The sequence below is a fragment of the Pseudomonas sp. GW821-FHT03E01 genome (assembly GCF_059420765.1).
The window spans coordinates 562,319-588,766 of the sequence record NZ_JBWKUI010000001.1 but is presented as its reverse complement, the minus strand read 5'-3'; the positions used below and the strand labels follow the sequence as shown (position 1 = coordinate 588,766).

The following is a 26,448-nucleotide window of genomic DNA, read 5'->3' as shown; positions in this document are numbered from 1 at the left end:
AAACACACGGGGTTTATGGGGGAGCGCACCGACGAAGGGCAGGTTTGTTTTTTTGGGTGGGTCAAATCGGGACCGGGAAGTCACGATAGTTGGGCGCGATGGAATAGGGGTTGCACCATTTCGGTGCGCAGGATTTAGGAGGGTGTGGTGGATTTGAGGGACTCTTCGCGGGCAGGCCTCGCTCTCACAGGGGAATGCATTTCACATGTGGGGGCGCGGCTTGCCCGCGAAGAACGATAACGCCGTCTCAGCCCAGCAACCGAATCGGCGCTCCGGTCGCCCAAGCCTGAATGTCCTCGATCATCTGCGAAAAGAACAGCTGATAGTTCTGTCGGCTGACGTACCCGACATGGGGCGTGGCCAACACATTGTCCAGGGTTCTGAACGGATGATGGCGGGGCAACGGCTCGTGCTCGAACACGTCCAGAGCTGCGCCCGCCAGGCGTTTTTTCTGCAGGGCCTTGATCAGTGCCGCTTCATCGACAATCGGCCCGCGCGCGGTATTGACCAGCCATGCCGTGGGCTTCATCCAGTCCAGCGCCTGAGCGTCCACCAGCCCTCGGCTGCGCTCGCTGAGCACCAGATGGACCGACAGCACATCAGCCTGTTCGAACAGTTCCTGCTTGCTGACATAGGTCACGCCGACTTCAGCGGCCCGTTCACTGGTGAGGTTTTCGCTCCACGCAATGACGCGCATGCCGAACACCTGGCCGAATTGGGCAACCCGTTGACCGATACTGCCCAGGCCGAGGATCGCCAGCGTCTTGCCCTGCAAGTCGCCACCCAGGCCTTGCTGCCAAAAGCCCGCGCGCAAGGCGTTGGCTTCGGCCACCAGGTTGCGGGTCGCGGCCATGATCAGTGCCCAGGTCAGTTCTGGCGCGGCATGTTTGTAGCTGTCGGTGCCGCAGACCTGGATGCCCAGCGCGGCGGCGGCCTTAAGGTCCAGGGCGGCGTTGCGCATGCCGCCGGTGACCAACAGTTTGAGGGTGGGCAAGCGGCGCAGCAGGTCTTCGTCGAACCGGGTGCGCTCGCGCGTCACACAGATCACCTCGAATGCGCCCAGGCGCTCGGCCAGGGTTTCGTTATCGGCCGGGTAGTCATGGATAAAACTCACCTGGCCGATGCTGTCCAGCACTGACCAGTCCACCACGTCGCGCGCCACGTCCTGCCAGTCATCGATCACCGCAATCTGCACCGCCATCAGCCTTACCTCATCAACGAACGGGATTGGTTTTGTTCAGCCAGCCGAGCAACGCCTGATGAAACTTCGCCGGCTCCTCCATCTGCGGCGCGTGGCCCAGACCCGGGAATTCAATCAGTGTCGACTGGGGGACCAGCTTCGCCACTTGCTTGCCGAGTACATCGTAATGACCGATTTTCGCCTTGACCTCGGGCGGTGCGATGTCTTTGTTGATGGCCGTGGTGTCGGAGGTGCCGATCAACAGCAGGGTCGGCACTTTCAGGTCCTTGAACTCGTAGTACACCGGCTGGTTGAAGATCATGTCGTAAATCAGCGCCGAGTTCCACGCCACCGCTGTTTTGCCCGGTCCTTTGGCCAGGCCTGCGTACATGTTCACCCAGCGGTCAAACTCGGGCTTCCAGCGGCCGTCGTAATAGGTGGTGCGTTGGTAGTCATGAATACCTTGCGCGGTCACTTTCAGCTCGCGCTCATACCATTGATCGACCGAGCGATATGGCACGCCGAGGGCTTTCCAGTCTTCCAGGCCGATGGGGTTGACCAGCGCCAGTTGTTCGACCTGATCGGGGTATTGCAGCGCATAGCGGGTGGCGAGCATGCCGCCGGTGGAGTGGCCGAGCAGGGTCGCCTTTTGTATGCCGAGGGCTTTGAGCAGTTGCTGAGTGTTGCTCGCCAGTTGCTGGAAACTGTACTGATAGTGGTCCGGTTTACTGGAGGTGCAGAAGCCGATCTGGTCCGGGGCGATGACCCGGTAACCGGCCTCACTCAGTGCCTTGATCGAGCTGTCCCAGGTGGCTGCGCAGAAATTCTTGCCATGCATCAACACCACGCTGCGGCCGTTGGCCTTGCCTTGGGCGGCAACGTCCATGTAGCCCATTTGCAAGGATTTGCCCTGGGATTGAAAGGCGAAATGCTTGACCGTGTAGGGGTAGTCAAAGCCCTGGAGTTCCAGGCCGTATTCTGGTGTTTCGGCCTGGGCCTGGTTCTGGGCATAAACGAGAACCGGCAGTGCCGCCGTTAGCAGCAGGCCGGGTAACCAGCGGGAAAGGATGGGCGACATGGGGAAACTCCACAGGAAATCCGCCGATGCTGGATTGGCGTGATTAGGGTGACATTAAACGCAGTCAAGCCATTCCCCTCGCGATGCACTCTTTTTGTAGCAGCTGCTACGGCGAACGCCGATACACGGGGCCTTTCGTTCAACCCATCCAGCCCAACGTGGCCATTGCCAGTACGCCATAGCGGGCACCCTTGGCGAGGGTCACGATCATCAGGAAACGCCCCAGCGGTTCGCGCATGACGCCGGCCACCAGCGTCAGCGGGTCGCCGATGATCGGTACCCAACTCAGCAGCAAGGACCAATGACCGTAGCGCAGATAATGTATTTGGGCTTGTTGAAGATGACGAGGGCTGACCGGAAAGCAGCGCCGCTCGCGAAACCGCTCGATGCCGCGTCCCAGCCACCAGTTCAGCAGCGACCCCAGCACGTTGCCCAGCGTTGCCACTGCCAACAGCGACCAGAGCCAATACCGGTCGCTGAGCAACAACCCCACCAGCACCGCTTCGGACTGCAAGGGCAGCAGGCTCGCGGCGCCGAACGCCGCGAGAAACAACCCGATGTAGGCACCGAACATCAATGGGCGGGGTAGTCCGCCACCACCACGTCAGTGCCATCCTTTTGCAGGCCGATCACCTGATAGGCATCGCTCATGCCGTCCATTTCCATCCCGGGCGAGCCCATCGGCATACCGGGGGCAGCAACTCCCAACAGATCGTCACGTTTGCTCAAGGCCAGCACTTGGTCGGCCGGCACATGGCCTTCGACGAACTTGCCGTTGATCAAGGCGGTGTGGCACGACGCCAGGCGAGGCGGTACGCCGTGTTGTTGCTTGAACTGGCTCATATCGGCTTCGACGTGGTCTTCGACCTTGAAGCCGTTGGCTTCCAGATGGCTGACCCATTTTTTGCAGCAGCCGCAATTGGCGTCGCGGTGCACTTCGATCGGGATCAGGTCGGCGGCCTGGGCCAGGGAGGAGATGAAGAGGGCGCTCAGGGCGGCCAGACGCAGGTGGGTTCGCATGGGAGTCTCGTCTCGGGTTACGGCCAAAAAGGTGCATTTTGACTCTTTTATCCGACTGGGCATTGCGCGAGTGTTTCTAAGTTATACAAGGTCGGCTGGCCAGATCATCGCAGGTTGATGCTGTCAGCTGAATGAGCGAGGAATGACAAAAATGTCAGGTGTGCCGTCTGAGCGTCGAAAACCGGCGCTCAGGGGGACTTACGAACTGTAAAATTTGCAAGCCTACGGCAAGGGCAACGGCTACCGGTCGAGCAACTTCATGACCTCTTCCGGATAGCGCAAGCCAGCGGTGGCATTGGCCGGGAATATCGCTTCAAGGGCCTGCAACTCTTCGCGGCTCAGTTTCACCTCCAGCGCGGCCACATTTTCCTCCAGGTATTTACGTTGTTTGGTGCCCGGAATCGGGATCAGGTAATCCCCTTGAGCCAAGACCCAGGCTAAGGCCAATTGGCCGGCTGTCACGCCTTTGTCGGCGGCCAGCGTTTGTACCTGCTGCACCAGCAACAGGTTTTTGGAAAAGTTTTCCCCTTGGAAACGCGGGCTGAAGCGACGGTAGTCGTCTGCGGCGAAGTCATCCGGGCTTTTCAGTGCCCCGGTCAAAAAGCCCCGGCCCAACGGGCTATAAGGTACAAAGGCCACGCCCAGGCGCTGGCATGCGGCCAGGCAACCGTTCTCTTCCTGATCGCGGCTCCACAGCGAATATTCACTTTGCAGGGCGCTGATCGGATGAACCTTGTGCGCTCGCTCCAGTGTATCGACCGAGGCCTCACTCAATCCCAGGTAACGCACCTTGCCGGCCCTCACCAGTTCGGCCATGGCGCCGACGGTTTCCTCGATGGCCACCTGCGGATCGATGCGGTGCTGGTAATACAAATCCAGGGTTTCCACGCCCAGGCGCTTGAGGGTGCCGTCGATCGCTTCGCGAATGTATTCCGGGCGACCGTTGACGCCACGCGCGCCGGGGTTGGACGGGTCGCGGACAATGCCGAACTTGCTGGCCAGGAACACTTGGTCGCGCTTGCCGACAATCGCCTTGCCGATTAGCTCTTCGTTGGTGTGTGGGCCGTACATGTCTGCCGTGTCGAGCAGGTTGATCCCCAACTCCAGCGCGCGATGCAGCGTTGCCGTGGCTTCGCGGGTGTCCACGCCGGTGGTGTAGAAATCGGTCATGCCCATGCAGCCCAGACCGATGGCTGACACCTGTGGTCCGTTCTTGCCCAGTTGACGTGTTTGCATGAAATGAACTCCCTGTGGATGTAGGCGCTTAGTGTCGATCTCGACAGAACGAAGATAAACCGGCTAAAAGTGCTATCACTGTTCGTAATTTCTAAATAATCATCGAGTCCTGACCATGGATCGTTTAAACGCCATGCGTGTATTCACGCGAATCGTCGAACTGGGCGGCTTCGCCAAGGCGGCGGACAGCCTGCAATTACCGCGTGCCTCCGTGACCATTCTGATCAAGCAACTTGAGGCCCACCTGGGCGTGCAACTGCTGCAACGCACCACCCGGCAAATCAGCCTGACGCTCGATGGCGCAGCCTATTACCCGCGTTGCGTGCGGTTGCTGGCGGATCTGGAGGAAACCGAAGCCGTGTTTTCCGCTGCTCGCCACAACCCCAAAGGCCTGTTGCGAGTGGATATGCCGGCGGGAGTGGGGCGTTTGATGGTGATCCCGGCATTGCCGCAATTCACTGCACGCTATCCCTTGATCGAGCTGGAAATCGGTTTGAATGACCGGACTGTGGATCTGATCCGCGAAGGTGTCGATTGCGTGTTGCGGGGCGGCTCGGCCCTGGACGAATCACTGGTGGCGCGACCGCTGGCCACACTGGATCAGGTCACGTGTGCGAGTCCCGAATACTTGCAACGTTGCGGGACTCCGCGGTGTCTGGAGGATCTGAAGGGGCATCGGATGGTGGAGTACTTTTCCAATAGCACGGGCAAACGCTACGGACTGGAGTTTGTCGTCGATGGGCAGTTGCGGTTGATCGACCTGCCCAAGCACGTCGCGGTCAACAGCTCCGATGGCTATCTGGCGGCGTGTGAGGCGGGATATGGCTTGGTCCAGGCTCCGTATTATCACGTTGCCCGTCAATTGAAGGAGGGACGTTTGATCGAGGTCCTGAGGGATGTGCCGCCACCGGGTATGCCGCTGACGGCGCTCTATCCTCCTCACCGCCAGTTATCCCGGCGGGTTAGGGTATTTGTCGACTGGCTGGTGGAACTTTGCGCTCAGCCGGGTAATGACTTTTACAGGAAACCCTCACGCGGCTGAGCGGGCTCCAATGGATGCATCGGCGCAGCGCTGGCTTCTCGTGGCGCTCGCGTTCTGCTGCAAATCGTCATGCAACTGTTGCATGTATACGCAGCCCAGATCGAGGGATCGAACCTGCACGCCCCGATGAAACAGGGCGAACCAGCCATTGTCACCTGACGTAGGCATCAAGCCGGTAAAGGCGAAGCCCAGCGCCGAAAAACTGCACAAGTCCCAGGCGAAGTGCCGGGACAGTTCGAGCCGTGCCGAGATCACCCAGTGCCCGGGCAGTTGCCGGAGTTGCTCAAGTAAATCATCGTTCAAATGCTGAATGATAATGTCGACCCGATGCTGATGTTGTTCAATTTGCAAGGACGTGGCGAGGCGCGGAGTGTCCTGGTGGGTTCCGAACACCGAGCACAGGTGCTGCATAAGCGCCCGGCAGCTTTCGGGCCATTGGATATCGGGGAGTGGTCGTGTGTGTCCTTCGATCATGTGGCAACACATCACCATGGTTTCCGGAAGTGGTTCGCCAAATGGCGAGGGGACGTAGTCGGGAAGCAGTCCAGTGTTGTGGAAACCGAGTTTTTTTGCGATGCGTTGCGTGTAGGGATGGTGGGTCACTTGCATGATCGAGGCGCTTTTAAGCCCCAGAGAACCTGCCTGTCTCAGCAGTTCGCGGCCCAGACGAGTGGCGATGTCCTGCCCCTGCGCGGCGGGATGTACCACGGTGAGGGCCAGTTCCGCGGTATTCGAAGGTGTGTCGCGTCGCAACGCGGCATGACCGAGGACGGCTGTGTCATCCACAGCCAGCATTGATTGCCAGTGACCCTCGGCATTGTGCTGATTGATCATGTTCGGCAGGTAAACATCCGGCTGAGCGTAATGATCGCCGTAGACTTCTTGAAACAATCGACTCACTGCGTTTGCATCGGAAGGGCGGTAGGCGCGAATTATCAACGGGGTCATCACACGAACTCCTGCAAGGGAACGTCATACACTCGCAAATCCAGCACCCGCAGTTGTTTGCCCGAGCGAGGGTGGAGTTTCAGGTCTGTGGTTGCGCAAGGCAGTACTCGAAACTCCAGCAGACCCTCGCGGCTCAGGTCGTCGATGGCGGGGTAGTGGGCGAGCAGCGCTTCACGCAATTCGCGGAGCACCGGTTCGACGGCTTGTAACTGAGGTTCGGGCACCCACTTCACGCTCAGCAGATCCTTGGGGCCGGTCTGCTCGATCAGCAATTGCCATTGTTCGCTGTGCGCTACACGCTGGACGATCTCGTGTATTTCTTCAGTGAACAGCGACAACACACCGACTCGTACTCGTTGACTGTGGGCACTGCGCCCTTTGAGCGCGAATTTACGCCTCGGGGTTGCGGCCGGCTCACGCCAACAGGCACGGTCGCCCACTGGGTAGCGCAGCAGCGGCATAAGCCGGCGTGTCAGGTTGGTCAGTACCAACAACCCGGTGCGATCGCACTCTTCAATCACTTCACCGGTGTGTTCGTCGACGATTTCCAGCAGGGTTTGTTGATCGAACACCCGATGCTCGCCCAATGCGCAGTCGCGATCGCTGGCGCCTATCAGCCCGGCGTCTACGCTGGCGTAGCCGATCGAGGCGATACGGGCATTGGGGAACATTTCCCCAAGGATTGCCAACTGCGGAGCAAACAGGCTTTCGCCGGCATATAACAGCGTCTCAACCCCGTACAACACACGCCGATGCTGCGCCAGGTAGGCGCAGAATTGCAGCAGTTGTGCCGGTACGCCGGCCAGAACGTTGATCCGATGCCGCTCTATGGCATCCGCCAATACGTCCGGCTCGACGTTTCCGGTGAACGGAAATTCGCAGATGGATCGCTCGACATAGGCCAGGGAGTCGTGGACGAACAGAAAGCTGGCGTAGAGATCCCCTGAAAAAAACAGGTTGGCAACCCGGTCGCCATTGTTCAGTTGAGCTGAGAGGCTGGCGCCGAACGTGCTGACCAAGGCTTGCCATTCCTCGTAGGAGTAAACCGCAAGTTTGCCTTGGCTGGTCGAGCCTCCGGTTTTTAATACCAGTGCATCATCGACATCTCCGGTCAGGACTGACCAATGACTCAAGTCGTTGCTACCGGACCAATAGTCGGCCACATGGGTTAATGGCAGATCTTTTAAAGTAAGCCCGTTCTCGGGCAAGTGTTCCAGATGTTTATGGTAGAAGTTGGAGTGTTGTCTTATATAAGGTACAAGTTGTTCAAGCGAATAAGTTGGCTTCACGGGATTCTCTTTTATAGTGGGCGTCTTGCGTCGACTTCTCTTATTTTCGTTGATCGATAACTAAGGGGGTTTTGCCACTGTGTTTGTTTCGGGTGAATGCTTGTTCAACGCATGTTGTCACCTCCACAATTAAAAGTTCAGCGCGCACCGCATTCGCCAAGGCTTCGTGGGTCAGCAGTTTTTCGTGTACCCACTCGGCGTCTGCATCCGCGAGAACGTACATGCGTTCGACCCCGTTGGCGGTGTGGTCCAGGACCACTTGAATGGGGGATCCCACACTGAGTTCCAGCGCCGCGGGCGAAATGAACTCCGTGCCAATGCGCACCAGTTTGTCGTGTCGCTGCAGCAGTTCGAATCGCGGCGTCTCCAGTCCGCAAGGGCAGGTTCCGGGTATCCAGCGGCCGGTGTCGCCGATGTCATATCGGCGCACGTGCTGACCCTGCCGGGCGCGTGACGTAAACAGCAGGCGGCCGATCTCATTGGCTTGTACCGGCGCATCCTGTTCGAGCTGGACGATTTCCAGATGCTGGATTTCGCTCATCAAGTGGAATACGCCGTCCGCCGTTGCCCGGCAGGCATGCCCCAGGGGGCCTGCATCGACGGAGCCATACATGGCGGAGCGAATCGTCGACACCCCACAGCTTTCCATCAGGCGCCGACTGGCTTCTCCCGGATGTTCGCCGCCAAGGAATACTTTGCCGATACCGGCATAAGCGCGAAGTCGGGCCTGCTCTTTGAGAAACAGCCGATGCAACGTGCTGGGCATGCCGATCAGCACGGTGACACGCTGCTCCACGATCAGTCGGGCGATTTCGCTGAAGTCATCGTCCTGGGGAGCCCCCATGGGCAAATGCACAACCCCCATCCGTTCAAGAATGTTGGAACAACTGAAAAAACCACCATAAAGGTTGCCGCCGTAGAACAGGTTCATCACCCGGTCCAGTGACGGATCGAGCCCGACGCAGAACATGCCGTCGGCCGAGGCGCGCATTTGTCGATGAAAGTCTTGATAGCTGAAGCCAGCCAGCGCCGGGGTCCCGCTGCTACCGCCGGAGCGGAAGTACAGCTGTGCTGCGGACCCGATCGGCTGGGCCATAAAAGTGTCCTTGTCCATGATCGGGTCACGGGATGTGTCGGGGGCGGGCGGAACTGGGTCGAGCGTTGCACGACCTGTTAAGACATGCTGGGGCAAACTCACCGAGAGGCGGCGACTCAGACGCGACAGCGCGTAGACGCCATCGTGGGGCTCGCCGGTGTATCCGTCATGGATCGATTCGCAAGGTGCAATGCGACTGACGCCGGCATTGACCAATGTTCGAACGAGCTCAGGCGTTTTTGCCGAGGGGGACATCAACGCGCAGCTTTGCAGGAAGTTGCGCCAGGGCTGCAGCGTCTCGGCGAGCAGATACTGAGGAACCGGTTTGAGCACAATCGTACGAAACAGCGGTGACGGCGCGAGCTTTTGATGGTGCTCCCAGATGACGCGCCATCCGAGGCCAGTCCACACTTGGCCGGTCTGATTGGCAAAGCACTGATCGAGCCGTGCCATGGCGGTGCGGGTGGTGATTTCCGATGCTTCCTGATCTGTCGGCGTTAATGCCGGCCAGTGTGGGGCGCGACGGTTGAAGGCTTCGGCCAGTCGATCTCCGAGGTTCTGCAGGACGGCCGGATCGTTGCTGTCCACCAGCACCCATTGAGGACTGGAACACGCTTGTTGATCCAGTCGACAGACTTCATCCGCCAGGGCATCGAGCGCCGAAGGCGACGCCGCATCAGGTGACAGGTAGGCGAAGCTGATCTTGTGTCCCCAATCGATCCAGCGACAGCCGGACGGGATCTGCTGGCGGATCGATTTAAGCGCCACTTCTGCGCCCCAGGCGGATACCCCATCGGCCTTGGCGCAGAGTTGAGCGATATAGGAGGTGTCCACCGGCAGAACCGCTACGAATTCGGCCAGTCTGCCACTGGTGTCGCAACGCAAAAGGGCGGCGAGCAATTGTGCGGTCAAACCCTGATCGCTGGAGCTGGGGCGCAGCCAGTTGATGTTGCCGGCCAGCAGGCTTTCGAGGATCGCGCAAAACGCCAGCATCGGCGCATTGCCCGGGGTGATATGCACCACCAGCCCCAATGGATGCCAGCTTTCGAAGCTTGGCTGGCGGTAGTCGATACGCCGCAGTGAACGCGGTTGCGGGCCCAATTCCCGTTCAAGCTTGGTGCTCAGGTTGCTGCGCTGGCAGAAGTCGATAAGCCCCTGACATTGGTCGTCGTCCAGGGGCAGATCCAGGCTGCGAGCTTGCAACTGCGTGGCAAAGCAAGCGGCGGACTCGATCACGATATCGCTGTCGATCGGCGTAGCCAGCAGCCGGGGCAGCGGTTGCTGAAGGAGGTCGAGGGCGCTTTGGGCAGAGATGTCGTCGCGCAGTTGGCCATTGATCAGGTACATATCAAGCTCCCCCGATCAGTTCTGAAGCGGCCATGGCACAGCTACGACTGGCGCTGGTGCCGGCACGTCCATGCAGCTCGAACCAATCGGTCGTCAGGCCGCATCCGCAACTGGCGCCGGGGTGCAACGTTGCCAGATCTCCCATGACCACAGCATGAGCAGGGCTTGAGGAAATGTAGGGGGAGACGAATTCCAGCAAACCGCGCTGGCCGTAGGGCTGGACAGTGAAATCGGATGGGTTGCGCACGAAAACCTTCGAGTAAATCGGTACATGAAAATGATGGTGGGCACACTGGATATAGGGCACGGCATGCTCTACGGCGCCGTAGCCGTCCCGGCAGCGGGACAGGTCGATACCCAATTGCCGGTTGATGCGGGCATACAACTGATGCAGGGGAGTCTCCTGTGCCGCCTGGGTTTTCCAGCCGCCCCCCAGCAACACCAGTGACTGGGCAGGCAACTGCAAGTCGGCCACGCCTGTGTCCTCCATGTGCTGCAGTGCATGGGAAAGGAACGCCGGAAAACCGAGAATGCGAACGGGCAATCCTTCCTCGGCAAACTCCTGCAGGGCGCGAATGACACCGAAGAGGTCGAACTCGTGGCCTTTGCCGGTCAGGCGCAAGCCGTAAGCGGCTCGGTTGACGGGGGCATAGCTACACAGAAATTGATCGGTATAGGCCGTGCCCAGGGTAATGACCGCCTCGGGTTCGTAGCTCAGAAGCAAATAATTGCAGGGGCTGTCCGGGGTGTCCCAGCCGTAGTGCCGGAAAATGTGGCTCACCATGCCTTGGGCGGCGACCATGCTGCGATGGTCGTAGCGCATGCGACTCTTCTGACCGCTGGTGCCGGATGAGGTCATCTCCAGCGCGCCTTCGCCTGTGGGACTGATCAGCAGATGACGTTTGAAGTAATTGGCGAAAATCGGCGGCAACCTTGACCAGTCATCCAGCGTCTCGAGAGTGCGGGCATCAAGGCCATTGGCGTTCAGCCAGCGTTCATATCCGGGCGTGTGATGACAATGAAACAGGCTGATTTCACCCATTGCCTGATCGAACAGACCTTCTGGCATGGATTCCAGGCAATAGGGTTGCGTTAACGCGCAAAGCGCATCGGCGTGGGGTGGATGGATCATCAAAAGACCTATGGGGTGGTATCAGACGGCAAGCGTGATATGAGAGCGACGCAGAAACAGTCGTAAGGGCGCCAGGCACAAGAGTCCCGTGAGGCCGGCCATCAGGGCGAAGGCTTCAAGGCTGTCACCGGCACCCAGTGCGGCGATAATTGAGCCGCCGCCACCCATGACGGCAATGGAGATCATGCCGATCATGGCCGAGACCAGGCCTTTGCTGTCGTCGCTGGAGAACAGGGCGAGCCGGTACAGCGCGGCATTGCTCATGCCGAGACCGATGGCGTAAAGCGATAGGCAACTGACCAACAGCACCGTTGAAGCACCGGTGAACGTTATGGTGATCAATGCAATGAGCCCGCCGCAAAATGGCCAGAGCGCATATCGAATCAGTTGAGGCAGTTCAGTGTTGGCAATCAATCGGTTGAGTATCAGATTGCCGAAAATGACGGCCGCAAATACCGGGATTTGCCACAGGCCATACTGCAGAGGAGAAAGTCCCTGGCTCTGGATCAGCAAGATTGGCGCCAAGCCGATCCAGGCAATCAACGGCAGGCTCATTAGTCCCAGGGCGACGGTAGCGCTCAGGAATTGTGTGTTGGTGAGCAACGCGGCGTATCGGCGCACGGTGCCGTTCCATTCAAAGGGCACTGCGGCCAATTGTTGACCGTCCTGGCGCGCGGTGCCCACGGTTTCCGGCATGAACAGGTAAAGCCCGAGCCAGACCGTCGCGCCGCCGACACCCAACACTAAAAACAGCTCCCGCCAGGAAAGCCATTCCAGCGCCAGGCTGCCGAGCAGGGGGCCGAGCAGCGGGGAGAGCAGCGCAACGTTCCCCAGCAACGCCATGATTTTTACCGCGTCGGCTTCGCAGAAGACTTCTTGCAGGGCTGGATAACTGACTGCAATGACAAATCCCAATCCGATGCCCTGAATCAGGCGCAAGCCGTTGAAGGCAAGAATGCTCTGCACGTAGAACGCCACGGCACAGGCCAGGGCGAACACCGCACAACCGATGAGCAACAGCCTGCGACGACCGAAGTGATCGGACAATGGTCCGATAAGCCACTGCAGAAGAACGCCGCCAATCAAGTAAAGATTGAAGGCATATGGAACGTGACTCGTACTGGCATCCAGTTGATGGGTGACGGTCAACATGGCCGGCATAATCATATCGCTGGCCATATAAGTCAGCAGTTCGAAAAGAGTGATTGCAAGACAAAAACCGAATAATCGAGGCGGACTTATATCTATCAAAGGTTTGCGCATGGCGTTCCCGTTGGTGCTGGAGTTGGATAAGGCAGCAGAGCAAGAGTAACCATGGCTCATGAATAATTACATGTGCTTATGTGAGGCTAAGAGTTTCAATACTTTTCGTTATGTGTCTGGCTGGAAGTTCAGGGGAAAGAGGAGTGGGGTTTTGTAAATAAAATTACAGAGAAATAAGAATAGTCCTACACAAAAATGCCCGCTATAGAGCAGGCATTTGTACGCGACATGTAGGGGTGATTTCTTCGTCTTGTGAGTGAATGGTAAGTTATTCACTGGTCAAGAAAGCAGTTTAACGTTATCGACGCTGGTAGTAGCCGTGTCCGTCACGGTCGTAATGGTGGCCGCCATGCCAGCCGTAGGAAAAATGATGCAGCCACTCAGGGTCAGGAGGGCGAGCAGTGGAATCAGCTTTGTGATTCGACGGAACATTTTAAAAATCCTCATGGTTATCGCCGCAATGAAGTCAAAACTCTTCATCGGCTGTAACATGAGACCCCGTTTGCAGCCCCGCATTCGCGCAGAACTGTAGGGGTTTGGTATGCAATCGGATACAAACCGGATACATTTTTTTGGTTCAGGAACCCGTAATGACCCAGTCGCAACGTTTGAAATACTCGATTCTGATTTCCCTGGTGGTACTGGGGATCATGTTCGGCCTTTCCTGGCTGCAGAACGCAGGGTTCATCAGCGAGAAGCTGTTCCAGTACATCGCCATTGGCGTGGCGGTGGTCGTGGTGGTGATCAATGGCGTGATGCGTCGCAAGGTCAAGCCTTGAGCGACGCCTGCTGGCCTGATTGCTCGCCATGAAGGACGGCGACAGCCTGTGGATGCAGGCTGTAGCTTTTGTCTGGATTGAGCGTGATAACGCCTTCGCTGCACAGGCGTTTCAACACTTCGCGGACACTGAGAAAGGACAGGGGAATGTCCAGGTCCAGCAAATGACTGTGCACACCGCGCACACCCAGGCTGCGGTCGCCTTCGGCGGCGCTTAGCAAGGCGTCGATGACTTTCAGGCGAATCAGGCTGGTCCGCAGGCCAAAGCACTTGAGCAAAAACCTGATCCGTTCGTTGCCCTGGCGTTCGGTCTGTTGATTGCAAGCACCGGAGCTCATGGCGCTGCCCTTTGATGCATGGCTACCATCCGTTGGCAGTTGCGGGTTGTACATGCAAAAACTCCTTTCCAGAGCCTGATCATGAAAATGTGATGGGTGCTCTTGATCAATAAGACGAACGAGCCGGGAAATAATGAAGACCTGCATGTAGAAAATTTGTCGCCGCGACGTCAGCGCTCTGTGAGAAGGGCATTTGGGGATGCCCTCGAAGACCTAATTTTTTTGGTGTTCGCTTCGTTTTTCTGGAAGGCGCATTGCGTGTCATACGTCTTTTCGATCAGGAGCGAGCGTGATTATTTCCAGGCAGTTAACCAGGTTGAGCCTGGCGGGTGTGTTTCTGGGGCTGAGCCTTGGGGCAAACGCGCGCAGTCAGCCAGAGCAGGCGACGGCCGACATCCGTCGAACCAGTTTCGGCGTACCGCATATCCGCGCCGAAAACGAGCGCGGGCTCGGCTATGGCATTGGTTATGCCTACGCCCAAGACAACTTGTGCTTGCTGGCCAATGAGATCGTCACCGTCAATGGCGAGCGTTCGCAGTATTTTGGCCCGGAGCAGGTGACGCTCGAGGAGCGCGGTAACCTGGCCAGCGATCTGTTTTTCAACTGGCTGAACACCCCCGAGGCTGTCGCCGGTTTCTGGCAGGCGCAAACTCCTGAAGTCCGTGAGCTCATTGAAGGCTATGTGGCGGGTTACAACCGTTCGCTGACAGAGCGTCGAGCGCAGGGTTTACCGCAGCAATGCCAGGGCGAATGGGTGCGCGCAATTACCGCCCAGGACCTGGTCAAGTTGACTCGTCGATTGTTGGTCGAAGGCGGCGTGGGCCAGTTTGCCGAAGCACTGGCCGGCGCGACTCCGCCTAAAGCCGTCGCTCATGCGGCAGGCGACCCGGCGTCGTTCCAGTTGGCGACTTCACGCATGCAACGCTTTGCTCTGGATCGCGGCAGCAATGCCGTGGCGGTTGGCAGCGAGCGTTCGTTCAACGGTCGCGGAATGCTGCTGGCCAACCCGCATTTTCCTTGGGTGGGCGGGATGCGTTTCTATCAGATGCACCTGACCATTCCCGGCAAACTGGATGTGATGGGCGCCGCGTTGCCCGGTCTGCCGATGATCAACATCGGGTTCAACCAGCATCTGGCATGGACCCACACCGTAGACTCGTCCAAACACTTCACCTTGTATCGCCTGCAACTCGATCCGAAGGAGCCGACCCGCTACCTGCTCGATGGCAAGTCTTTGCCAATGAAAAAGCAGACGCTGACAGTCAGCGTGAAGCAACCCGATGGCCAGACCCGGCAGATTTCCCATGTGGTCTATAGCTCGGCGTTCGGGCCGATTGTGCAATGGCCTGGAAAACTGGACTGGAACAATCAGTTTGCCTACAGCCTGCGTGATGCCAACCTGGATAACGACCGGGTCTTGCAGCAGTGGTACGCGATGAATCGTGCCGCCAGCGTCAAGGATTTACAGGCCTCGGTGCACAAGATTCAGGGGATCCCGTGGGTCAACACCCTGGCAGTGGACGATCAGGGGCAGACGCTTTACATGAACCTGTCAGTGGTGCCGAACGTCAGTGCCGAGAAGTTGGCCAAGTGCAGCGACCCGCGAGCGGGGTTACAGATGATCCTGCTCGACGGCTCCAACAGTGCTTGTGCCTGGGACGTCGACCCGCACGCCGCGCAAAAAGGCATTTATGCCGCAGACAAATTGCCGCAACTGCTGCGCAAGGATTTTGTGCAGCATTCCAACGATTCGGCCTGGATGGCCAACCCGGCACAACCGCTCACCGGTTTCTCGCCATTGATCAGTCAGGACAGCCAGCCATTGGGGCTGCGTTCGCGCTTCGCCCTGGAGCGCCTGAGCTTTTTGAACAAGGCGGGTCCTATCGCGGCGGCGGATCTGCAACACATGGTGATGGACGATCAGGTGTATCAGGCGGCCCTGGTGATGCCGGACCTGCTGCAATTCTGTGCCGCGGACCTCGGCACCGATGCGCCGACGCTGACGCCCTTGTGTGCCAGTCTCAAGGCTTGGGATCACCGAGTGAATCTGGACAGTGGGCTGGGCTTTTTGCATTTTCAGAACGTCATGCTGGCGTTGCAGCAAACCCCTGACTTCTGGCGTGTGGCGTTCGATCCGAAGGATCCGCAACACACCCCGAGTGGCCTGGCCACCGAACGGCCGGAAGTCGCCAAAGCGGTTCGGGCGGCGATGCTGGCTTCGGTAGAAAAGGTCGAGACCCTTGGCCTGAAGGCCGACAGCCGCTGGGGCGATATCCAGGTGGCCAGCAGTGGCGGGCAGCAAACGCCGATCCACGGCGGGCCGGGCACGCTGGGGGTGTATAACGCCATTCAAAGCGTGCCGAGAACCGACGGCAAACGTGAAGTCGTCAGTGGCACCAGCTATTTGCAGGTGGTGACGTTCGATGACAAGGGGCCGCAGGCTCAGGGTTTGCTGGCGTTTTCGTTGTCCAGTGACCCGGCGTCGAAGTATTCCCGGGACCAGACACAGGCCTTTTCGAACAAACAGTTGAGTGTGTTGCCGTTCACCGAGCAGCAGATCACGGCTGATCCGCAGTATCAGGCTCAGACGATCCGCGAGCAGGATGAAAAGGTGGGGAAGATCGCCGCGCAGTAACAGCGATAGCGTTTAAATGAAAAGGTGAAGGCCGTACCCCGCAAGGGTCGCGGCCTTCAGCTTTTTGGGGCTTGTTGAGGCATTGAGTTGAGGACCGGATTGCCGTCCTGGTTGCGGGTCAGGTAGACCGGCAGCACCTTGGGCAGCGAAGCCACCAGGTTATTGAGCTCTTTGATGTTGTAGATACCGCCGAGGCGAATCGAACCAGCGCTGTGGTCCGCGAGCATCACCGGTTTGTTCAGATAACGATTGATCAAGGGCAGGGCATCGGTCAGCGCCAGATTATCAAGCACCAGTTTGCCGCTGCGCCAGGCCAGCGACTGGTCGTTGGCATAGGTCTGGCTGATTTGTGGCGTGAAGTCGCCGTGCCTGTAACGTGCCTGCATCGCAGGTTCCAGGCGTAGACCGTCGCCGGGCAGGGCATCGTTGCTGGTCACCAGCACGGAACCCTCGATCAGGTTCACGCGTACCTGGTCTTCATACATCCAGACATTGAATTGGGTGCCGGTGACGCGAATCCTGCCGTCGCCCGCCCTGACAATGAACGGGTGCTGCAGGTCGTGGCTGACGCTGAAGAAGGCTTCGCCTTTTTTCAGCGTGACACGACGTTGATCCTTGTAGTTGCTGAACATCAGTTCACTGCCCAGGTTCAGCTCCACCTGGCTGCCGTCACCCAGCGTGACCTGACGAACACTATCGGTCGCCTCGAAATGCTGGTAGGCATTGGGCAGCCACCCCAGGTTCCATCCGGTATACGCGGCCAGTGGCAGCGCCAGGGCGCAGATCGCGGCTGCGATGCCGAAAGTGCGCCAGGGTGTTGTCGGTTTGACCCGAACAACCGGCGCAGCGGATTCGGGACGAGGCAAATCCCCCGCAACATCCCAGATATCCAGCATGGCTTCGTACTCGAAGGCGTGCAGCGGATGGGCATCACGCCATTGCTCGAACGCCAGGCGTTCCTCTGCCGTGCAGTCGCTGGCGTGCAGACGCATGCACCAGTGCGCAGCGGCATCGGTGATGGCGTCGTATTGGGCTTGCGAGAGAGAGTGGTCGGTCATTGACTCATCCTGATTTCCTGCATTCTAACCTTGAGGGGAAGCCTGCGAGAACAATCGTCATGGCATTTCCCCATCAAAGTCGAAGTTATTTTCAGGGCACTGACATTGCGCCAGTGCCTGGTGACCGCGTTTCAGGGGGGGTCGACGTGAAGTTGACGTCCCAAATGAGAGATAAGCCAAGCGACAGAGTCAGCATTGGCCAGCTGGACAGCCAGTCTTGTCGTCGCATCCTTTTTGAAATGCGTGCGGGCTTCGGCCAGGTTTTTTTTTCCGGTCAAACTCAAAATCCGGTCACGTGTACGGTTGGTTTCCTCGTAGAAGGTTTGACCAAAATCTTCCCATACATTTGTATCGTCATTCAAAACGGCGAACAGTTCGGATAAGGGGGTATGGATTGAAAGTGCTTCCTTCTGAAGCTGTGTCAGCGCCTTGCTCAAATGGTTGCCACGGGGCGTAGTGGTATCAATCAGGTCGACAAACGGTCTGCTTGCATCCATATAAGCAATATCCTCCGTGTCACAAATCACATGCGACAGCTCGTGGATCAACGTCGTTGCGCGGGCGTGGGCACGGATCGGGAACGCGGCATCGGTCATGTAATTACGGTAGTGATCCATGTAAGGCATAAAATACTTCTCTGCCAGGTAGATTTTTTTCTGTTGATCGGTAGGGATCGTGAAGGCAAACATATGGTCCCGGTCACCGGGATGAGCTCTCCCGGTGACGAAGCGTTCCGACTGCTCGTTCCTGAGGGTCGGATCCAACAAGGCACCGAGGATGTCCTCTACGACCTTCTGGATCATCGTCACATGCTCGGGCGATATCTCCGACACATCAAGAAACCTCCTGACGAGCTGATGAACCGGTGTCTCTGTGTCGCCTGAATTTTTCAACAGTTGCAAGTTACGAAAACCGTTCCACGCATAGGTGGTTGCGAAGTCAAGGCCTTCGTCGATCAGCCGCGCCCGCACAGGGAAGAGCCGGCGTATTTGAGCCATTCCGTTGGCTTCGACGTTCATCCCGCCACGGACAGCGTTCCACGTTTTCAACCTCTTGATCAGGCTGTACTGACGAACCAGCTCATCCGGTTCCCGCACCCACTGCTTTGAAGCGTTTCGAGCAACATGGGGGCCGCTTCCGTCCGGACCGCTGATGCGCCAGCGCAGGCCACGTTTTTCGAGTTGATAGACCTTTCCTTCAACCGCACCGTATTTTTTCTGTGTGGTCGGGTGCGTGTAGAGCCCAAGGGCGGTGTCCCGGGTCATTGAGCCAAGGTTGACATCAACGTGCTCGTGGTTCTGCAAACCGGTGCGTGCGGGATCGGTAGTGGCGATGTCCTGCCATTTAAGGCTGGCACTGGCTGGGGAGGGGGAAGCCTCGCTGGCCGCTGCAGAGGGCTCTGCCGGGCCTTCCATTGACTGGCGCAACATCGCCAGTTGCGTGATGCCGCTGATAAAGGATGTTATCGCCGGGCCCCATTTGTGTTGTTGAAGCTCCTCCGCAGACTGCTTGACCTCACGATAGCTGCGCCACACGACAATCGGGTAGGCCAGTTTGCCCATCAGGAACGTATAGGCCTGTTCCAGATCGTCACCCAGTACACGTTTTACGGTTTCCCACTCGCCCTGAGCGTCTTTGTTGGACTGGGTGCCCAACAGTCGCGCGAGGAGTTTGATATTTTCGTTGAACAGGTGCCTGAACAGATGGCCCTTGATGGGGTTGGAGGCCAGACTGATCTTGCCGGACGCTTTCGTACCCGTCACATGGGTGTCGTAATGCGTGCGGCCGGTGTCCGACAGCCTGTTGCGCACCCAACTTTGTAATGGCCCTTGTGACTTGAGCTCGGTCAGCAACAGCTTTTCGTTTTCATATTCCTTCACGCCATGCTCAGGGCTATAGGGTGCGATAAGCACCTCGGGTCCCGGGGTGTTCTGTTTGGGGCCGATCAAATACATTCCCGGGACTTTGATCGACTGGTCTTTACCGAAGAGAAGCTCAAGTGGACGGATTATCGCATTCGTACCGCTGACGGCCTCGCGGGCGATTGCATCGGGCATGTCCATGACCTGCCGAACGAGGTCGAACCCGGTTTCGCTCAGGCGTTCCTGCAGTTTTAGCGAATGCGCGTAGTGCAGCAGTTGCCAGGGCAATTGTGCGGCGAACAGCTGCCTGCAGGATTTCGCAGTGGTGCTGGTTTCGGCAAGCGCCGCCTCCACAAATTTTTTGTGGAACTGACCGACATTCAGCTTTCGTATCAGGCTCTTGATGTAAGGCTTGTCCATTTTGGCTGGGATGGCGGCTGAGGTGAGTGACTTCAACTTGAAGTCGGCACTGTCCAGTTCATCAAAGTGAGTCAATGCAAAAGCCGACAGCGTTAACGTCTTTGCCGTGGACATCAGGCGCGAGGCAACCTGCACCTGGACGTTGTCCGGATCAATGGTCAATTCATCGGCCTTGAGTAACTCTTTCAACTCGAACTGTGCCGTGCGTTCAAGAGAGCGCACGCCGCTCAGGTAATCCTTATCGTCTTGGGCATTGCTCCGGTATTGCTGAAGCAGTTCTGCATGCAGTCTCTGATCCTGTATGGACGCTTTGGCCAACCATGCCGGAAGCTTTTGTTGTGTCGTCAGAGAGCGCGCGAGGTCTGTTGCCCGACGCAGCCCCGTCATCGGTTTATGCAATGCCACCAGGCTCAGTAGATTCTTCAGGACCGGTTCGGTCAGGGGGGAGGCCAATGCGCGTTCGACGGACAGTTGATCCAGCCGAACAAATGGTTTTTGTACGTGATCCAGAAAATTCTCATGAATCAGCTGTAATGGCGCGAGGGTAAAGGTGCGCCCTGATGTTCGCTGGCTTCTTTCGATATTCTCCAGAATCGCTGGGCGATCGTCCTCGCTCTGCAAACGTTTATTGAACGCTGTCAGCAGCGGTGTGAGGGCGGAAAAGGCTTCGAATCCCGAGGCGGGGGTCCATAAAATCGCCTTGCCGGAGTGGGTCGGGTCCAGGCCGCCGCGTTCGGTGAGCACAAAACAACTGGCGAGATCGAGCAAGTCACTGGAGTCGCCGGCCTTCAGCGCAAGGGAAAAGACATCCGGCAGAAAACCGTTCAGCGCTGCGCGTTGCAGCCGGACCGGCGTCTCAAGCACCGTCTTGATTATCGCCAGTTCCGTCGTCCCAAGCGCGCGGATGACACCCAGCAGCTTGTGCTCGCTACGCAATGCGGTGGTCAGGGTATGCACAAACTTGGGTTGCAGTTGCTCAAGGGACGAACGGGTGAGGGTTTGTGCCGCCGCTAACGTTTTAACCGAAATGGACGGGTGTTTATCCAGCTGTTGCTCGAGTGCCTGCTTGACGGTGGAGAGACTTTCCAGTTGTTCTTTTGCCGATTCAGCCCGCACGGTGGCCGGTCGGGCACTCCATCGCTGATCGGCCCGGGTGCTCCAGCGGCCGTTTGCATCGCCGGTCAACAGGCGATTGTCGATCAGGCCCCGTACATCCAGCGCATTGTCGAGCAACGCATGCACATTGAGCGTGCCCTCGCTTTCCCGGTACCGGCTCAGGGCGTAGGTCAGGTTCTGCCATTGCTTGGCCCGGACATCTTCCATGAGTCGCTCAAACACCTGGCCGCTAATCGGTTCAGCAATGATCAGGCGCTCCTGTGGCTCAAGCGACAGGAAGGTGCCGCGTTCCTCGAGGGACATGAAATTAAGCAGATTGTCCTCGTGACCTTCACTTTTGAGCATGGTCAGTATCGTGTCTTTTATCGCTGCAAGATCGGTACTGGCCTGGATGCCTGAGGAGTGGGTGTACAGGTAGCCCAAGGTGTCTGAGTTACCGCACATAAAGGTGGATGCGAGCTCTACGTAATGTTTGTAGAGGGCGCTGACACGTACGGTCTCGACCCGTAACGGCAGGGCTGGCGCAGGCGCGGCGCCGCTGACGCTCATCAACTCCAGATATTCAGTGGTGTTCAAAATACCTTGCTGACGTTTTCGCAGAAGATCCACATGGTAGGCATCCCGCATGCCCTCGGCGAAAAATTCGGAACGGGACTGCCCGCTGCTCATGGGAGAATTCCAGAAGGTTTCGAGCAGACTCTGCAGATGGGGCGTGAAGCTTTGCGCGATCTCTTTTACCTCGAGTTCCCAGGCCTGGTTATCAGCGTCGCTGCTCACACCGTGGCCGGGGTTGGAGAAGGTCCTGATGTCGCCATCCGGCCATTGATTGGTCAGGTAGAGGTGCAGCAGGGCATCGCTCAAAGACAGCGAAGAAAGCTTGCGCCGGTTTTCCGGGTTGGTGCCATTGGAGGTGGGAGAAGCGCTGTCGATAAAACTATCCAGTTGCGTACGGCGCTGGTCCAGTTTGGGAAAACGCTTGGCCAGGGCGATGTTGAGCAGCTCGTCCAGCATCGATTGCAGCGACGGAATTTTCACCAGTTCAGCCAGCATCGTCTGGATGTTCTGCGTCTGGTTGCGGTCGAGGATCTGCTCCTGGTCCTGAAACCCCGCCCCCTCGATTTTTTGCGGCGTCACTGTCAAACCCGTGGCAGCCAATGCAGTCGCCCGCTGTTCGATGGAGAGATAGCGCAACAGCGCCTGCTTGCCGTCGTCCTGGCTCAGCAGTTCCTCGAGTTTCTTGGTGAGGTCGGTCATGTCCGCGTATTTGACGAGACCTTTCCACGGTGTGTAGAGGATGACTTCGCCGTTGGCCTTGTGTTCGTTTTTGACATCGTCCTCGACTTTGGGGTGACTCATGCAAAACGCACCGGCCAATGGAATATCAGTCCCATCGGGCATCTTCAACATCACCCGATCTATCTGCATCGGAGTCTTTTGGGCTGCGCGAATCTCGTGGGTGGCGAGATAGACACCACCCCTCAACCATTTCAAATCGTCGAGAGTGAGATGCAGCGCTTTCTCGCGATCACCGGGGTGTTTGGCATTGGATGCACGTTCTGCCTCGTCGAAAAAATACGGCAGTGCTGGAGCAGTCATGATTTTTCCTCGATGGGCTGCGATCGATGGCGATCGCAGGTCGTTGGCTCGAGGGAAAACAGTAGGGCCAATGAAAAGCCCGGGTGCGGTACATATTGCTTGAGCTTATCCTTTGTCGCAGGCTTGACAGGACGCCGGTAAAACAGCGCTTAATCGACGACTTTTTTCGGTTGTCCTGCAACCTCGCTTGACCTGTTGCCCATACCCAATAATAAAACCGGAGCTTCAGATGACCGCATCGCCTGAAATGGCCGTCAACTCGAACACACAGAACCTCGACTTCGACGCGCTCGTTCAATTGCTCGAACAGATTTTCCTGCGCCATGGCACCTCGGCCGATGTCGCCAGAACCCTGGCCCTCAACTGCGCCAGCGCCGAACGTGACGGGGCTCACAGCCACGGCGTTTTCCGTATTCCCGGTTATGTGTCGACGTTGCAGAGTGGCTGGGTCAATGGCCAGGCCGTGCCAGTGGTCGAGGACGTGGCCTCGGGTTTTGTCCGGGTTGACGCCGGCAATGGATTTGCCCAACCGGCCCTCGCGGCGGCGCGGCCCTTGCTGGTGGAAAAAGCCCGCAGCGCCGGCATTGCGGTGTTGGCGATCCGCAATTCCCATCACTTCGCCGCCTTGTGGCCGGACGTCGAGCCGTTTGCCGATGAAGGGTTGGTGGCGCTGAGCGTGGTCAACAGCATGACCTGCGTGGTGCCGCACGGTGCCGATCGTCCGTTGTTCGGCACCAACCCGATTGCCTTCGCCGCGCCCAGGGCCGGCGGTGCGCCGATAGTCTTCGACTTGGCGACCAGCGCCATCGCCCATGGCGACGTGCAGATCGCCGCGCGCAAAGGCGAACGCTTGCCAGCGGGCATGGGTGTGGACAGCCTCGGCCAGCCGACTCAGGACCCGAAAGCCATTCTCGAAGGTGGCGCGTTGCTGCCGTTTGGCGGGCACAAGGGCTCGGCGCTGTCGATGATGGTGGAGTTGTTGGCGGCGGCGTTGACCGGTGGCAACTTTTCTTTCGAGTTCGACTGGTCGAACCATCCGGGGGCCAAAACCCCTTGGACCGGGCAACTGCTGATCGTGATCGATCCGAGCAAATCGGCGGGGCAGAATTTTGCCGAACGCAGTCAGGAACTGGTCCGGCAGATGCATGGTGTGGGGCTCAAGCGTTTACCGGGGGATCGGCGTCACCTGCAACGCGCCAAAGCCAATGTTGAAGGCATTGCGCTCGATCCACAGACGCTGGCGAATCTGCGGGAACTGGCCGGGTCCTGAGCCCGTTCCCACAGATCAATGGTTCAACGCCGACCCAACAACAGACCAACCACCAGGCCGAAACCCGCAGAGATGGCCACGGTTTGCCATGGATGGCCGCCAATGTAGGTTTCGGTGGCGTCGACCGCGGGTTGGGTCCGGTCACGAACACTGGATAACGAGCTTCGGGCCTGCTGGAGTTTCTGGGCGATTTGCCCGCGAAGGGTGTCCGCTTCTTCTCCGACCAGTGAGGCACTGCTTTTCAGCAGTTTTTCCGACTCTTCGATCAGGGCCTGAAGTTCGCTGAAGACCTGATCCTTGATTTGATCATCGGCGACTTGATCGACGGTTTTGCGAGCCATTTGGTGTACTCCTTACAGTGAATGGACAGTGAGCAATGGAGTCTGCCGCCGTGGCAAAAGTTGCAGCCATTTTGCGCGGTGACTCACTCCTGACGAAAAATCCAGCGCAGGACATTTCTTCCTACAGTGTAAGATGTCGCCTATTTTACGCAGCAGGTAATTCCCCATGAGCTTCAATCTGGCCGACAAACCCCTCGCCGAGCGCGCGGCGCTTGAAGATGAAAAATCCCGTCTGTTCGAACTCTGGCAAAACAACCTGGGCAAAGCCAAGGGCGAAGCCGCTCGGTTGTTCGGTGAGCGCGCCAAGCGCAAAGGCAAATGGGCCGAGTGGGTACGCGCCGAACTCGACGGCATGTCGCCGCCGGAATTCGCGAACATGGTGCGCAGTGAAGTCAATCGCTTGATGGCCGCTAAATAAACGCCCCGGAAAAAATCGCGGCAATCGCTTCACGCACTTTCAATACCACCGGATCGAGCTGAGCATTGGTGCGCCAGCCCAGCTCGATCGGGTAGCGCGGCAGTGCCAGAGGGCAGGGCAGCAGCGCCAATCCGCAAAGTGCTGCAATACTTTGCGCCGCATGGGCCGGAATGGTCGCCACCGCCTGACTGCCCTTGAGCAGATACGGCAACGCGGCAAAGTGGGTGGTCGACGCGCATACCCGCCGACTCAATCCCAGCGCCGCCAGACCTTCATCGGTAATCCCGATAAAACCGCCCGAGGACACCAGAATGTGCTCGCGGGCGACGAACTCATCAAGGCTGAGACTCTGTTGTCCTTCGGCCAGGCTGAGGGGATCCACCAGGCACAGATAACCCCCTTCACCCAGCACTTGGCGGCTGAGCAAACGCTCGGCAAACCCGCCTGCGGTGATCGCCAGATCGATGCTGCGTTCCATCAAGGCCCGGGCGACGATCTGGCTATGGGTCTGGCGAAAGATCAGCCGCAGTTTCGGCGCTCGGTGAGCGATTTCCTCGATCAATCGTCGCCCGTAGGCGATTTCGAAATCATCCGACAAACCCACGGTTACCGAGCGTCCGTCGTATTGATGGGCCGCCGGGTCAACCATCGCCAGGCTCTGGCGGCACTTGTTCAGCGCATCGCTGATTACCGGTTTGAGCTGGTTGGCCTTGAGCGTCGGCGCAAGGCCTCGGCCAGTGCGCACGAACAACTGATCACCATACACCTCGCGCAACCGGCGCAACGCCGCGCTGACCGCCGATTGCGTCACGCCAAGACGCAGCGCGGCGCGGCTGGCACTGGACTCCTCATGTAGCGCTTCGAAGATTTTGAGCAAGTTGAGATCGACGGTGGCGATATTCATTTGGTTCATATCATTCAGCAGTGATTCGGGCTTTATTCATGATCCTGTGGCGCCGGAGAATGAGCAACACCTCATTCCTGACGGAGCCACCGTAATGCCCAAGTCAATCGTTGCTGCCCTGCAAATCGGCGCCTTGCCCGGCGGCAAGGCCGACACCCTCGATCAAATCCTCTCTTGGGAAACCGCCATTATCGAATCCGGCGCGGCGTTGGTGGTCATGCCCGAGGCGTTGCTCGGTGGCTACCCCAAAGGCGAGAGCTTCGGCACGCAACTCGGCTATCGACTGCCGGAAGGTCGTGAAGCGTTTGCCCGGTATTTCGCCAATGCCATCGACGTGCCTGGTACCGAGACCGACGCCTTGGCCGGGTTGTCGGCCCGCACCGGGGCCAACCTGATGATCGGCGTGATCGAGCGCGCCGGCAGCACCTTGTACTGCACCGCGCTGTATTTCGACCCGCAGGCAGGGCTGGTTGCCAAGCACCGCAAACTGATGCCCACCGGCACCGAGCGACTGATCTGGGGCAAGGGCGATGGCTCGACCTTGCCGGTGATCGACAGCCAGGTCGGGCGGATCGGCGCGGTGGTGTGCTGGGAAAACATGATGCCGTTGCTGCGCACCGCGATGTACGCCAAGGGCGTGGAGGTCTGGTGCGCGCCGACTGTGGACGAGCGCGAGATGTGGCAGGTCAGCATGCGTCACATCGCCCATGAAGGACGCTGCTTTGTGGTCAGTGCCTGTCAGGTTCAGGACTCGCCACAAGCCTTGGGCGTGGACATCGCCAACTGGCCGGCGGAGCGCCCGTTGATTGCCGGCGGCAGCGTGATTGTCGGGCCGATGGGCGACATTATCGCCGGGCCGCTGCGTGGCGAGGCGGGATTGCTGACCGCCGAAATCGACACCGATGACCTGATCCGCGCCCGGTACGACTACGACGTGGTCGGGCACTATGCGCGCCCGGACGTGTTTGAGTTGACGGTGGATGAGCGAGCCAAACCGGGCGTGCGGTTCAACACATAATCCGTCGGGGGGTGTGATTGTCGTCTAGTCTCCAGGCGTTCACACCCCCGTCAACGGATGGAC

Annotated in this window: 21 protein-coding genes; 6 read left to right on the top strand and 15 right to left on the bottom strand. The window is 58.4% G+C overall.

All coding sequences use genetic code 11. The features are described from left to right. Positions 1–247: 247 nt before the first annotated feature. The 5 genes from AC07VO_RS02665 to AC07VO_RS02645 all read right to left on the bottom strand — a co-directional run bounded on the left by AC07VO_RS02665 (position 248) and on the right by AC07VO_RS02645 (position 4,514). Positions 248–1,201, bottom strand: a complete 954-nt coding sequence (locus AC07VO_RS02665; RefSeq protein WP_192350659.1) for a D-2-hydroxyacid dehydrogenase family protein — start codon at positions 1,199–1,201, stop codon at positions 248–250. A 13-nt stretch (positions 1,202–1,214) separates the two neighbouring features. Continuing rightward, positions 1,215–2,258 (bottom strand): alpha/beta fold hydrolase, encoded by a 1,044-nt coding sequence (locus AC07VO_RS02660; RefSeq protein WP_018926118.1) that lies wholly within the window; start codon positions 2,256–2,258, stop codon positions 1,215–1,217. 139 nt (positions 2,259–2,397) lie between these two features. Next, on the bottom strand, positions 2,398–2,832 hold the full coding sequence (locus AC07VO_RS02655) for a YqaA family protein (protein ID WP_192350657.1): 435 nt from the start codon (positions 2,830–2,832) through the stop codon (positions 2,398–2,400). Next, entirely contained in the window at positions 2,832–3,278 is a 447-nt protein-coding gene (locus tag AC07VO_RS02650; protein WP_018926116.1) for a DUF411 domain-containing protein, read from the bottom strand. Before AC07VO_RS02650 ends, AC07VO_RS02655 begins: the two co-directional genes overlap by 1 nt. Positions 3,279–3,518: 240 nt before the next feature. Beyond that, positions 3,519–4,514, bottom strand: a complete 996-nt coding sequence (locus AC07VO_RS02645; protein WP_192350653.1) for an aldo/keto reductase — start codon at positions 4,512–4,514, stop codon at positions 3,519–3,521. 115 nt (positions 4,515–4,629) lie between these two features. Here AC07VO_RS02645 and AC07VO_RS02640 point away from each other — a divergent pair, with 115 nt between their 5' ends. Then, on the top strand, positions 4,630–5,556 hold the full coding sequence (locus tag AC07VO_RS02640) for a LysR family transcriptional regulator (RefSeq protein WP_064618143.1): 927 nt from the start codon (positions 4,630–4,632) through the stop codon (positions 5,554–5,556). Here AC07VO_RS02640 and AC07VO_RS02635 read toward each other — a convergent pair. The 5 genes from AC07VO_RS02635 to AC07VO_RS02615 are packed head-to-tail and all read right to left on the bottom strand — an operon-like array spanning position 5,545 to position 12,631. After that, a complete protein-coding gene (locus AC07VO_RS02635) occupies positions 5,545–6,504 on the bottom strand; it encodes a GNAT family N-acetyltransferase (RefSeq protein WP_192350651.1) in 960 nt (319 codons plus the stop codon). The two genes, AC07VO_RS02640 and AC07VO_RS02635, sit on opposite strands and share 12 nt — an antisense overlap. Continuing rightward, on the bottom strand, positions 6,504–7,793 hold the full coding sequence (locus AC07VO_RS02630; RefSeq protein ID WP_167331179.1) for a phenylacetate--CoA ligase family protein: 1,290 nt from the start codon (positions 7,791–7,793) through the stop codon (positions 6,504–6,506). The genes AC07VO_RS02635 and AC07VO_RS02630 overlap by 1 nt, the downstream gene beginning before the upstream one ends. A 40-nt stretch (positions 7,794–7,833) precedes the next feature. Continuing rightward, the gene (locus AC07VO_RS02625; RefSeq protein ID WP_192350647.1) at positions 7,834–10,236 is read right to left on the bottom strand and encodes an aldehyde dehydrogenase family protein; all 2,403 of its coding nucleotides are present in this window, start codon (positions 10,234–10,236) and stop codon (positions 7,834–7,836) included. Between the two features lies 1 nt (position 10,237). Continuing rightward, positions 10,238–11,368, bottom strand: a complete 1,131-nt coding sequence (locus tag AC07VO_RS02620) for a LuxE/PaaK family acyltransferase (RefSeq protein ID WP_192350645.1) — start codon at positions 11,366–11,368, stop codon at positions 10,238–10,240. Positions 11,369–11,389: 21 nt separating this feature from the next. Then, on the bottom strand, positions 11,390–12,631 hold the full coding sequence (locus AC07VO_RS02615; RefSeq protein WP_086946114.1) for an MdfA family multidrug efflux MFS transporter: 1,242 nt from the start codon (positions 12,629–12,631) through the stop codon (positions 11,390–11,392). 590 nt (positions 12,632–13,221) lie between these two features. Here AC07VO_RS02615 and AC07VO_RS02610 point away from each other — a divergent pair. Then, positions 13,222–13,410 carry a hypothetical protein gene (locus tag AC07VO_RS02610; RefSeq protein ID WP_018926107.1) on the top strand — a complete coding sequence of 63 codons (189 nt, stop codon included), beginning with the start codon at positions 13,222–13,224 and terminating at the stop codon, positions 13,408–13,410. On the opposite strand, the gene AC07VO_RS02605 is transcribed toward AC07VO_RS02610, so the two are convergent. Next, complete coding sequence (locus tag AC07VO_RS02605; RefSeq protein WP_018926106.1) at positions 13,400–13,801, bottom strand: hypothetical protein; 402 nt, start codon at positions 13,799–13,801, stop codon at positions 13,400–13,402. The genes AC07VO_RS02610 and AC07VO_RS02605 overlap by 11 nt on opposite strands. Positions 13,802–14,036: 235 nt before the next feature. Between AC07VO_RS02605 and pvdQ the strand changes: the two genes are divergently transcribed. Beyond that, complete coding sequence (pvdQ, locus tag AC07VO_RS02600) at positions 14,037–16,382, top strand: bifunctional acylase PvdQ (RefSeq protein ID WP_192350643.1); 2,346 nt, start codon at positions 14,037–14,039, stop codon at positions 16,380–16,382. A 56-nt stretch (positions 16,383–16,438) separates the two neighbouring features. On the opposite strand, the gene AC07VO_RS02595 is transcribed toward pvdQ, so the two are convergent. Together AC07VO_RS02595 and AC07VO_RS02590 are read right to left on the bottom strand one after the other, a co-directional pair. Next, positions 16,439–17,440: a FecR family protein gene (locus AC07VO_RS02595; RefSeq protein WP_064618132.1), complete on the bottom strand. Its 1,002-nt coding sequence runs from the start codon at positions 17,438–17,440 to the stop codon at positions 16,439–16,441. A gap of 131 nt (positions 17,441–17,571) precedes the next feature. Beyond that, on the bottom strand, positions 17,572–22,434 hold the full coding sequence (locus AC07VO_RS02590) for a dermonecrotic toxin domain-containing protein (RefSeq protein ID WP_310392528.1): 4,863 nt from the start codon (positions 22,432–22,434) through the stop codon (positions 17,572–17,574). 229 nt (positions 22,435–22,663) lie between these two features. On the opposite strand from AC07VO_RS02590, the gene AC07VO_RS02585 reads away from it, so the two are divergent. After that, the gene (locus AC07VO_RS02585) at positions 22,664–23,704 is read left to right on the top strand and encodes an Ldh family oxidoreductase (protein ID WP_018926102.1); all 1,041 of its coding nucleotides are present in this window, start codon (positions 22,664–22,666) and stop codon (positions 23,702–23,704) included. 23 nt (positions 23,705–23,727) lie between these two features. On the opposite strand, the gene AC07VO_RS02580 is transcribed toward AC07VO_RS02585, so the two are convergent. Then, positions 23,728–24,045 carry an ElaB/YgaM/YqjD family protein gene (locus tag AC07VO_RS02580; RefSeq protein WP_018926101.1) on the bottom strand — a complete coding sequence of 106 codons (318 nt, stop codon included), beginning with the start codon at positions 24,043–24,045 and terminating at the stop codon, positions 23,728–23,730. Positions 24,046–24,211: 166 nt separating this feature from the next. On the opposite strand from AC07VO_RS02580, the gene AC07VO_RS02575 reads away from it, so the two are divergent. Continuing rightward, positions 24,212–24,463 (top strand): hypothetical protein, encoded by a 252-nt coding sequence (locus tag AC07VO_RS02575; protein WP_007983592.1) that lies wholly within the window; start codon positions 24,212–24,214, stop codon positions 24,461–24,463. Here AC07VO_RS02575 and AC07VO_RS02570 read toward each other — a convergent pair. Next, positions 24,456–25,376 (bottom strand): LysR family transcriptional regulator, encoded by a 921-nt coding sequence (locus AC07VO_RS02570; protein WP_192350639.1) that lies wholly within the window; start codon positions 25,374–25,376, stop codon positions 24,456–24,458. The two genes, AC07VO_RS02575 and AC07VO_RS02570, sit on opposite strands and share 8 nt — an antisense overlap. 85 nt (positions 25,377–25,461) lie before the next feature. On the opposite strand from AC07VO_RS02570, the gene AC07VO_RS02565 reads away from it, so the two are divergent. Continuing rightward, positions 25,462–26,385, top strand: a complete 924-nt coding sequence (locus AC07VO_RS02565; RefSeq protein WP_192350637.1) for a carbon-nitrogen hydrolase family protein — start codon at positions 25,462–25,464, stop codon at positions 26,383–26,385. Positions 26,386–26,448: the final 63 nt, after the last annotated feature.

What these genes read in the sequence shown, in the direction of transcription:
- AC07VO_RS02665 (WP_192350659.1), bottom strand. Translation starts at nt 1,201, where the DNA reads ATGGCGGTGCAGATTGCGGTGATCGATGACTGGCAGGACGTGGCGCGC.
- AC07VO_RS02660 (WP_018926118.1), bottom strand. Translation starts at nt 2,258, where the DNA reads ATGTCGCCCATCCTTTCCCGCTGGTTACCCGGCCTGCTGCTAACGGCG.
- AC07VO_RS02655 (WP_192350657.1), bottom strand. Translation starts at nt 2,832, where the DNA reads ATGTTCGGTGCCTACATCGGGTTGTTTCTCGCGGCGTTCGGCGCCGCG.
- AC07VO_RS02650 (WP_018926116.1), bottom strand. Translation starts at nt 3,278, where the DNA reads ATGCGAACCCACCTGCGTCTGGCCGCCCTGAGCGCCCTCTTCATCTCC.
- AC07VO_RS02645 (WP_192350653.1), bottom strand. Translation starts at nt 4,514, where the DNA reads ATGCAAACACGTCAACTGGGCAAGAACGGACCACAGGTGTCAGCCATC.
- AC07VO_RS02640 (WP_064618143.1), top strand. Translation starts at nt 4,630, where the DNA reads ATGGATCGTTTAAACGCCATGCGTGTATTCACGCGAATCGTCGAACTG.
- AC07VO_RS02635 (WP_192350651.1), bottom strand. Translation starts at nt 6,504, where the DNA reads ATGACCCCGTTGATAATTCGCGCCTACCGCCCTTCCGATGCAAACGCA.
- AC07VO_RS02625 (WP_192350647.1), bottom strand. Translation starts at nt 10,236, where the DNA reads ATGTACCTGATCAATGGCCAACTGCGCGACGACATCTCTGCCCAAAGC.
- AC07VO_RS02620 (WP_192350645.1), bottom strand. Translation starts at nt 11,368, where the DNA reads ATGATCCATCCACCCCACGCCGATGCGCTTTGCGCGTTAACGCAACCC.
- AC07VO_RS02615 (WP_086946114.1), bottom strand. Translation starts at nt 12,631, where the DNA reads ATGCGCAAACCTTTGATAGATATAAGTCCGCCTCGATTATTCGGTTTT.
- AC07VO_RS02610 (WP_018926107.1), top strand. Translation starts at nt 13,222, where the DNA reads ATGACCCAGTCGCAACGTTTGAAATACTCGATTCTGATTTCCCTGGTG.
- AC07VO_RS02605 (WP_018926106.1), bottom strand. Translation starts at nt 13,801, where the DNA reads ATGTACAACCCGCAACTGCCAACGGATGGTAGCCATGCATCAAAGGGC.
- AC07VO_RS02595 (WP_064618132.1), bottom strand. Translation starts at nt 17,440, where the DNA reads ATGACCGACCACTCTCTCTCGCAAGCCCAATACGACGCCATCACCGAT.
- AC07VO_RS02590 (WP_310392528.1), bottom strand. Translation starts at nt 22,434, where the DNA reads ATGACTGCTCCAGCACTGCCGTATTTTTTCGACGAGGCAGAACGTGCA.
- AC07VO_RS02585 (WP_018926102.1), top strand. Translation starts at nt 22,664, where the DNA reads ATGACCGCATCGCCTGAAATGGCCGTCAACTCGAACACACAGAACCTC.
- AC07VO_RS02580 (WP_018926101.1), bottom strand. Translation starts at nt 24,045, where the DNA reads ATGGCTCGCAAAACCGTCGATCAAGTCGCCGATGATCAAATCAAGGAT.
- AC07VO_RS02575 (WP_007983592.1), top strand. Translation starts at nt 24,212, where the DNA reads ATGAGCTTCAATCTGGCCGACAAACCCCTCGCCGAGCGCGCGGCGCTT.
- AC07VO_RS02570 (WP_192350639.1), bottom strand. Translation starts at nt 25,376, where the DNA reads ATGAACCAAATGAATATCGCCACCGTCGATCTCAACTTGCTCAAAATC.
- AC07VO_RS02565 (WP_192350637.1), top strand. Translation starts at nt 25,462, where the DNA reads ATGCCCAAGTCAATCGTTGCTGCCCTGCAAATCGGCGCCTTGCCCGGC.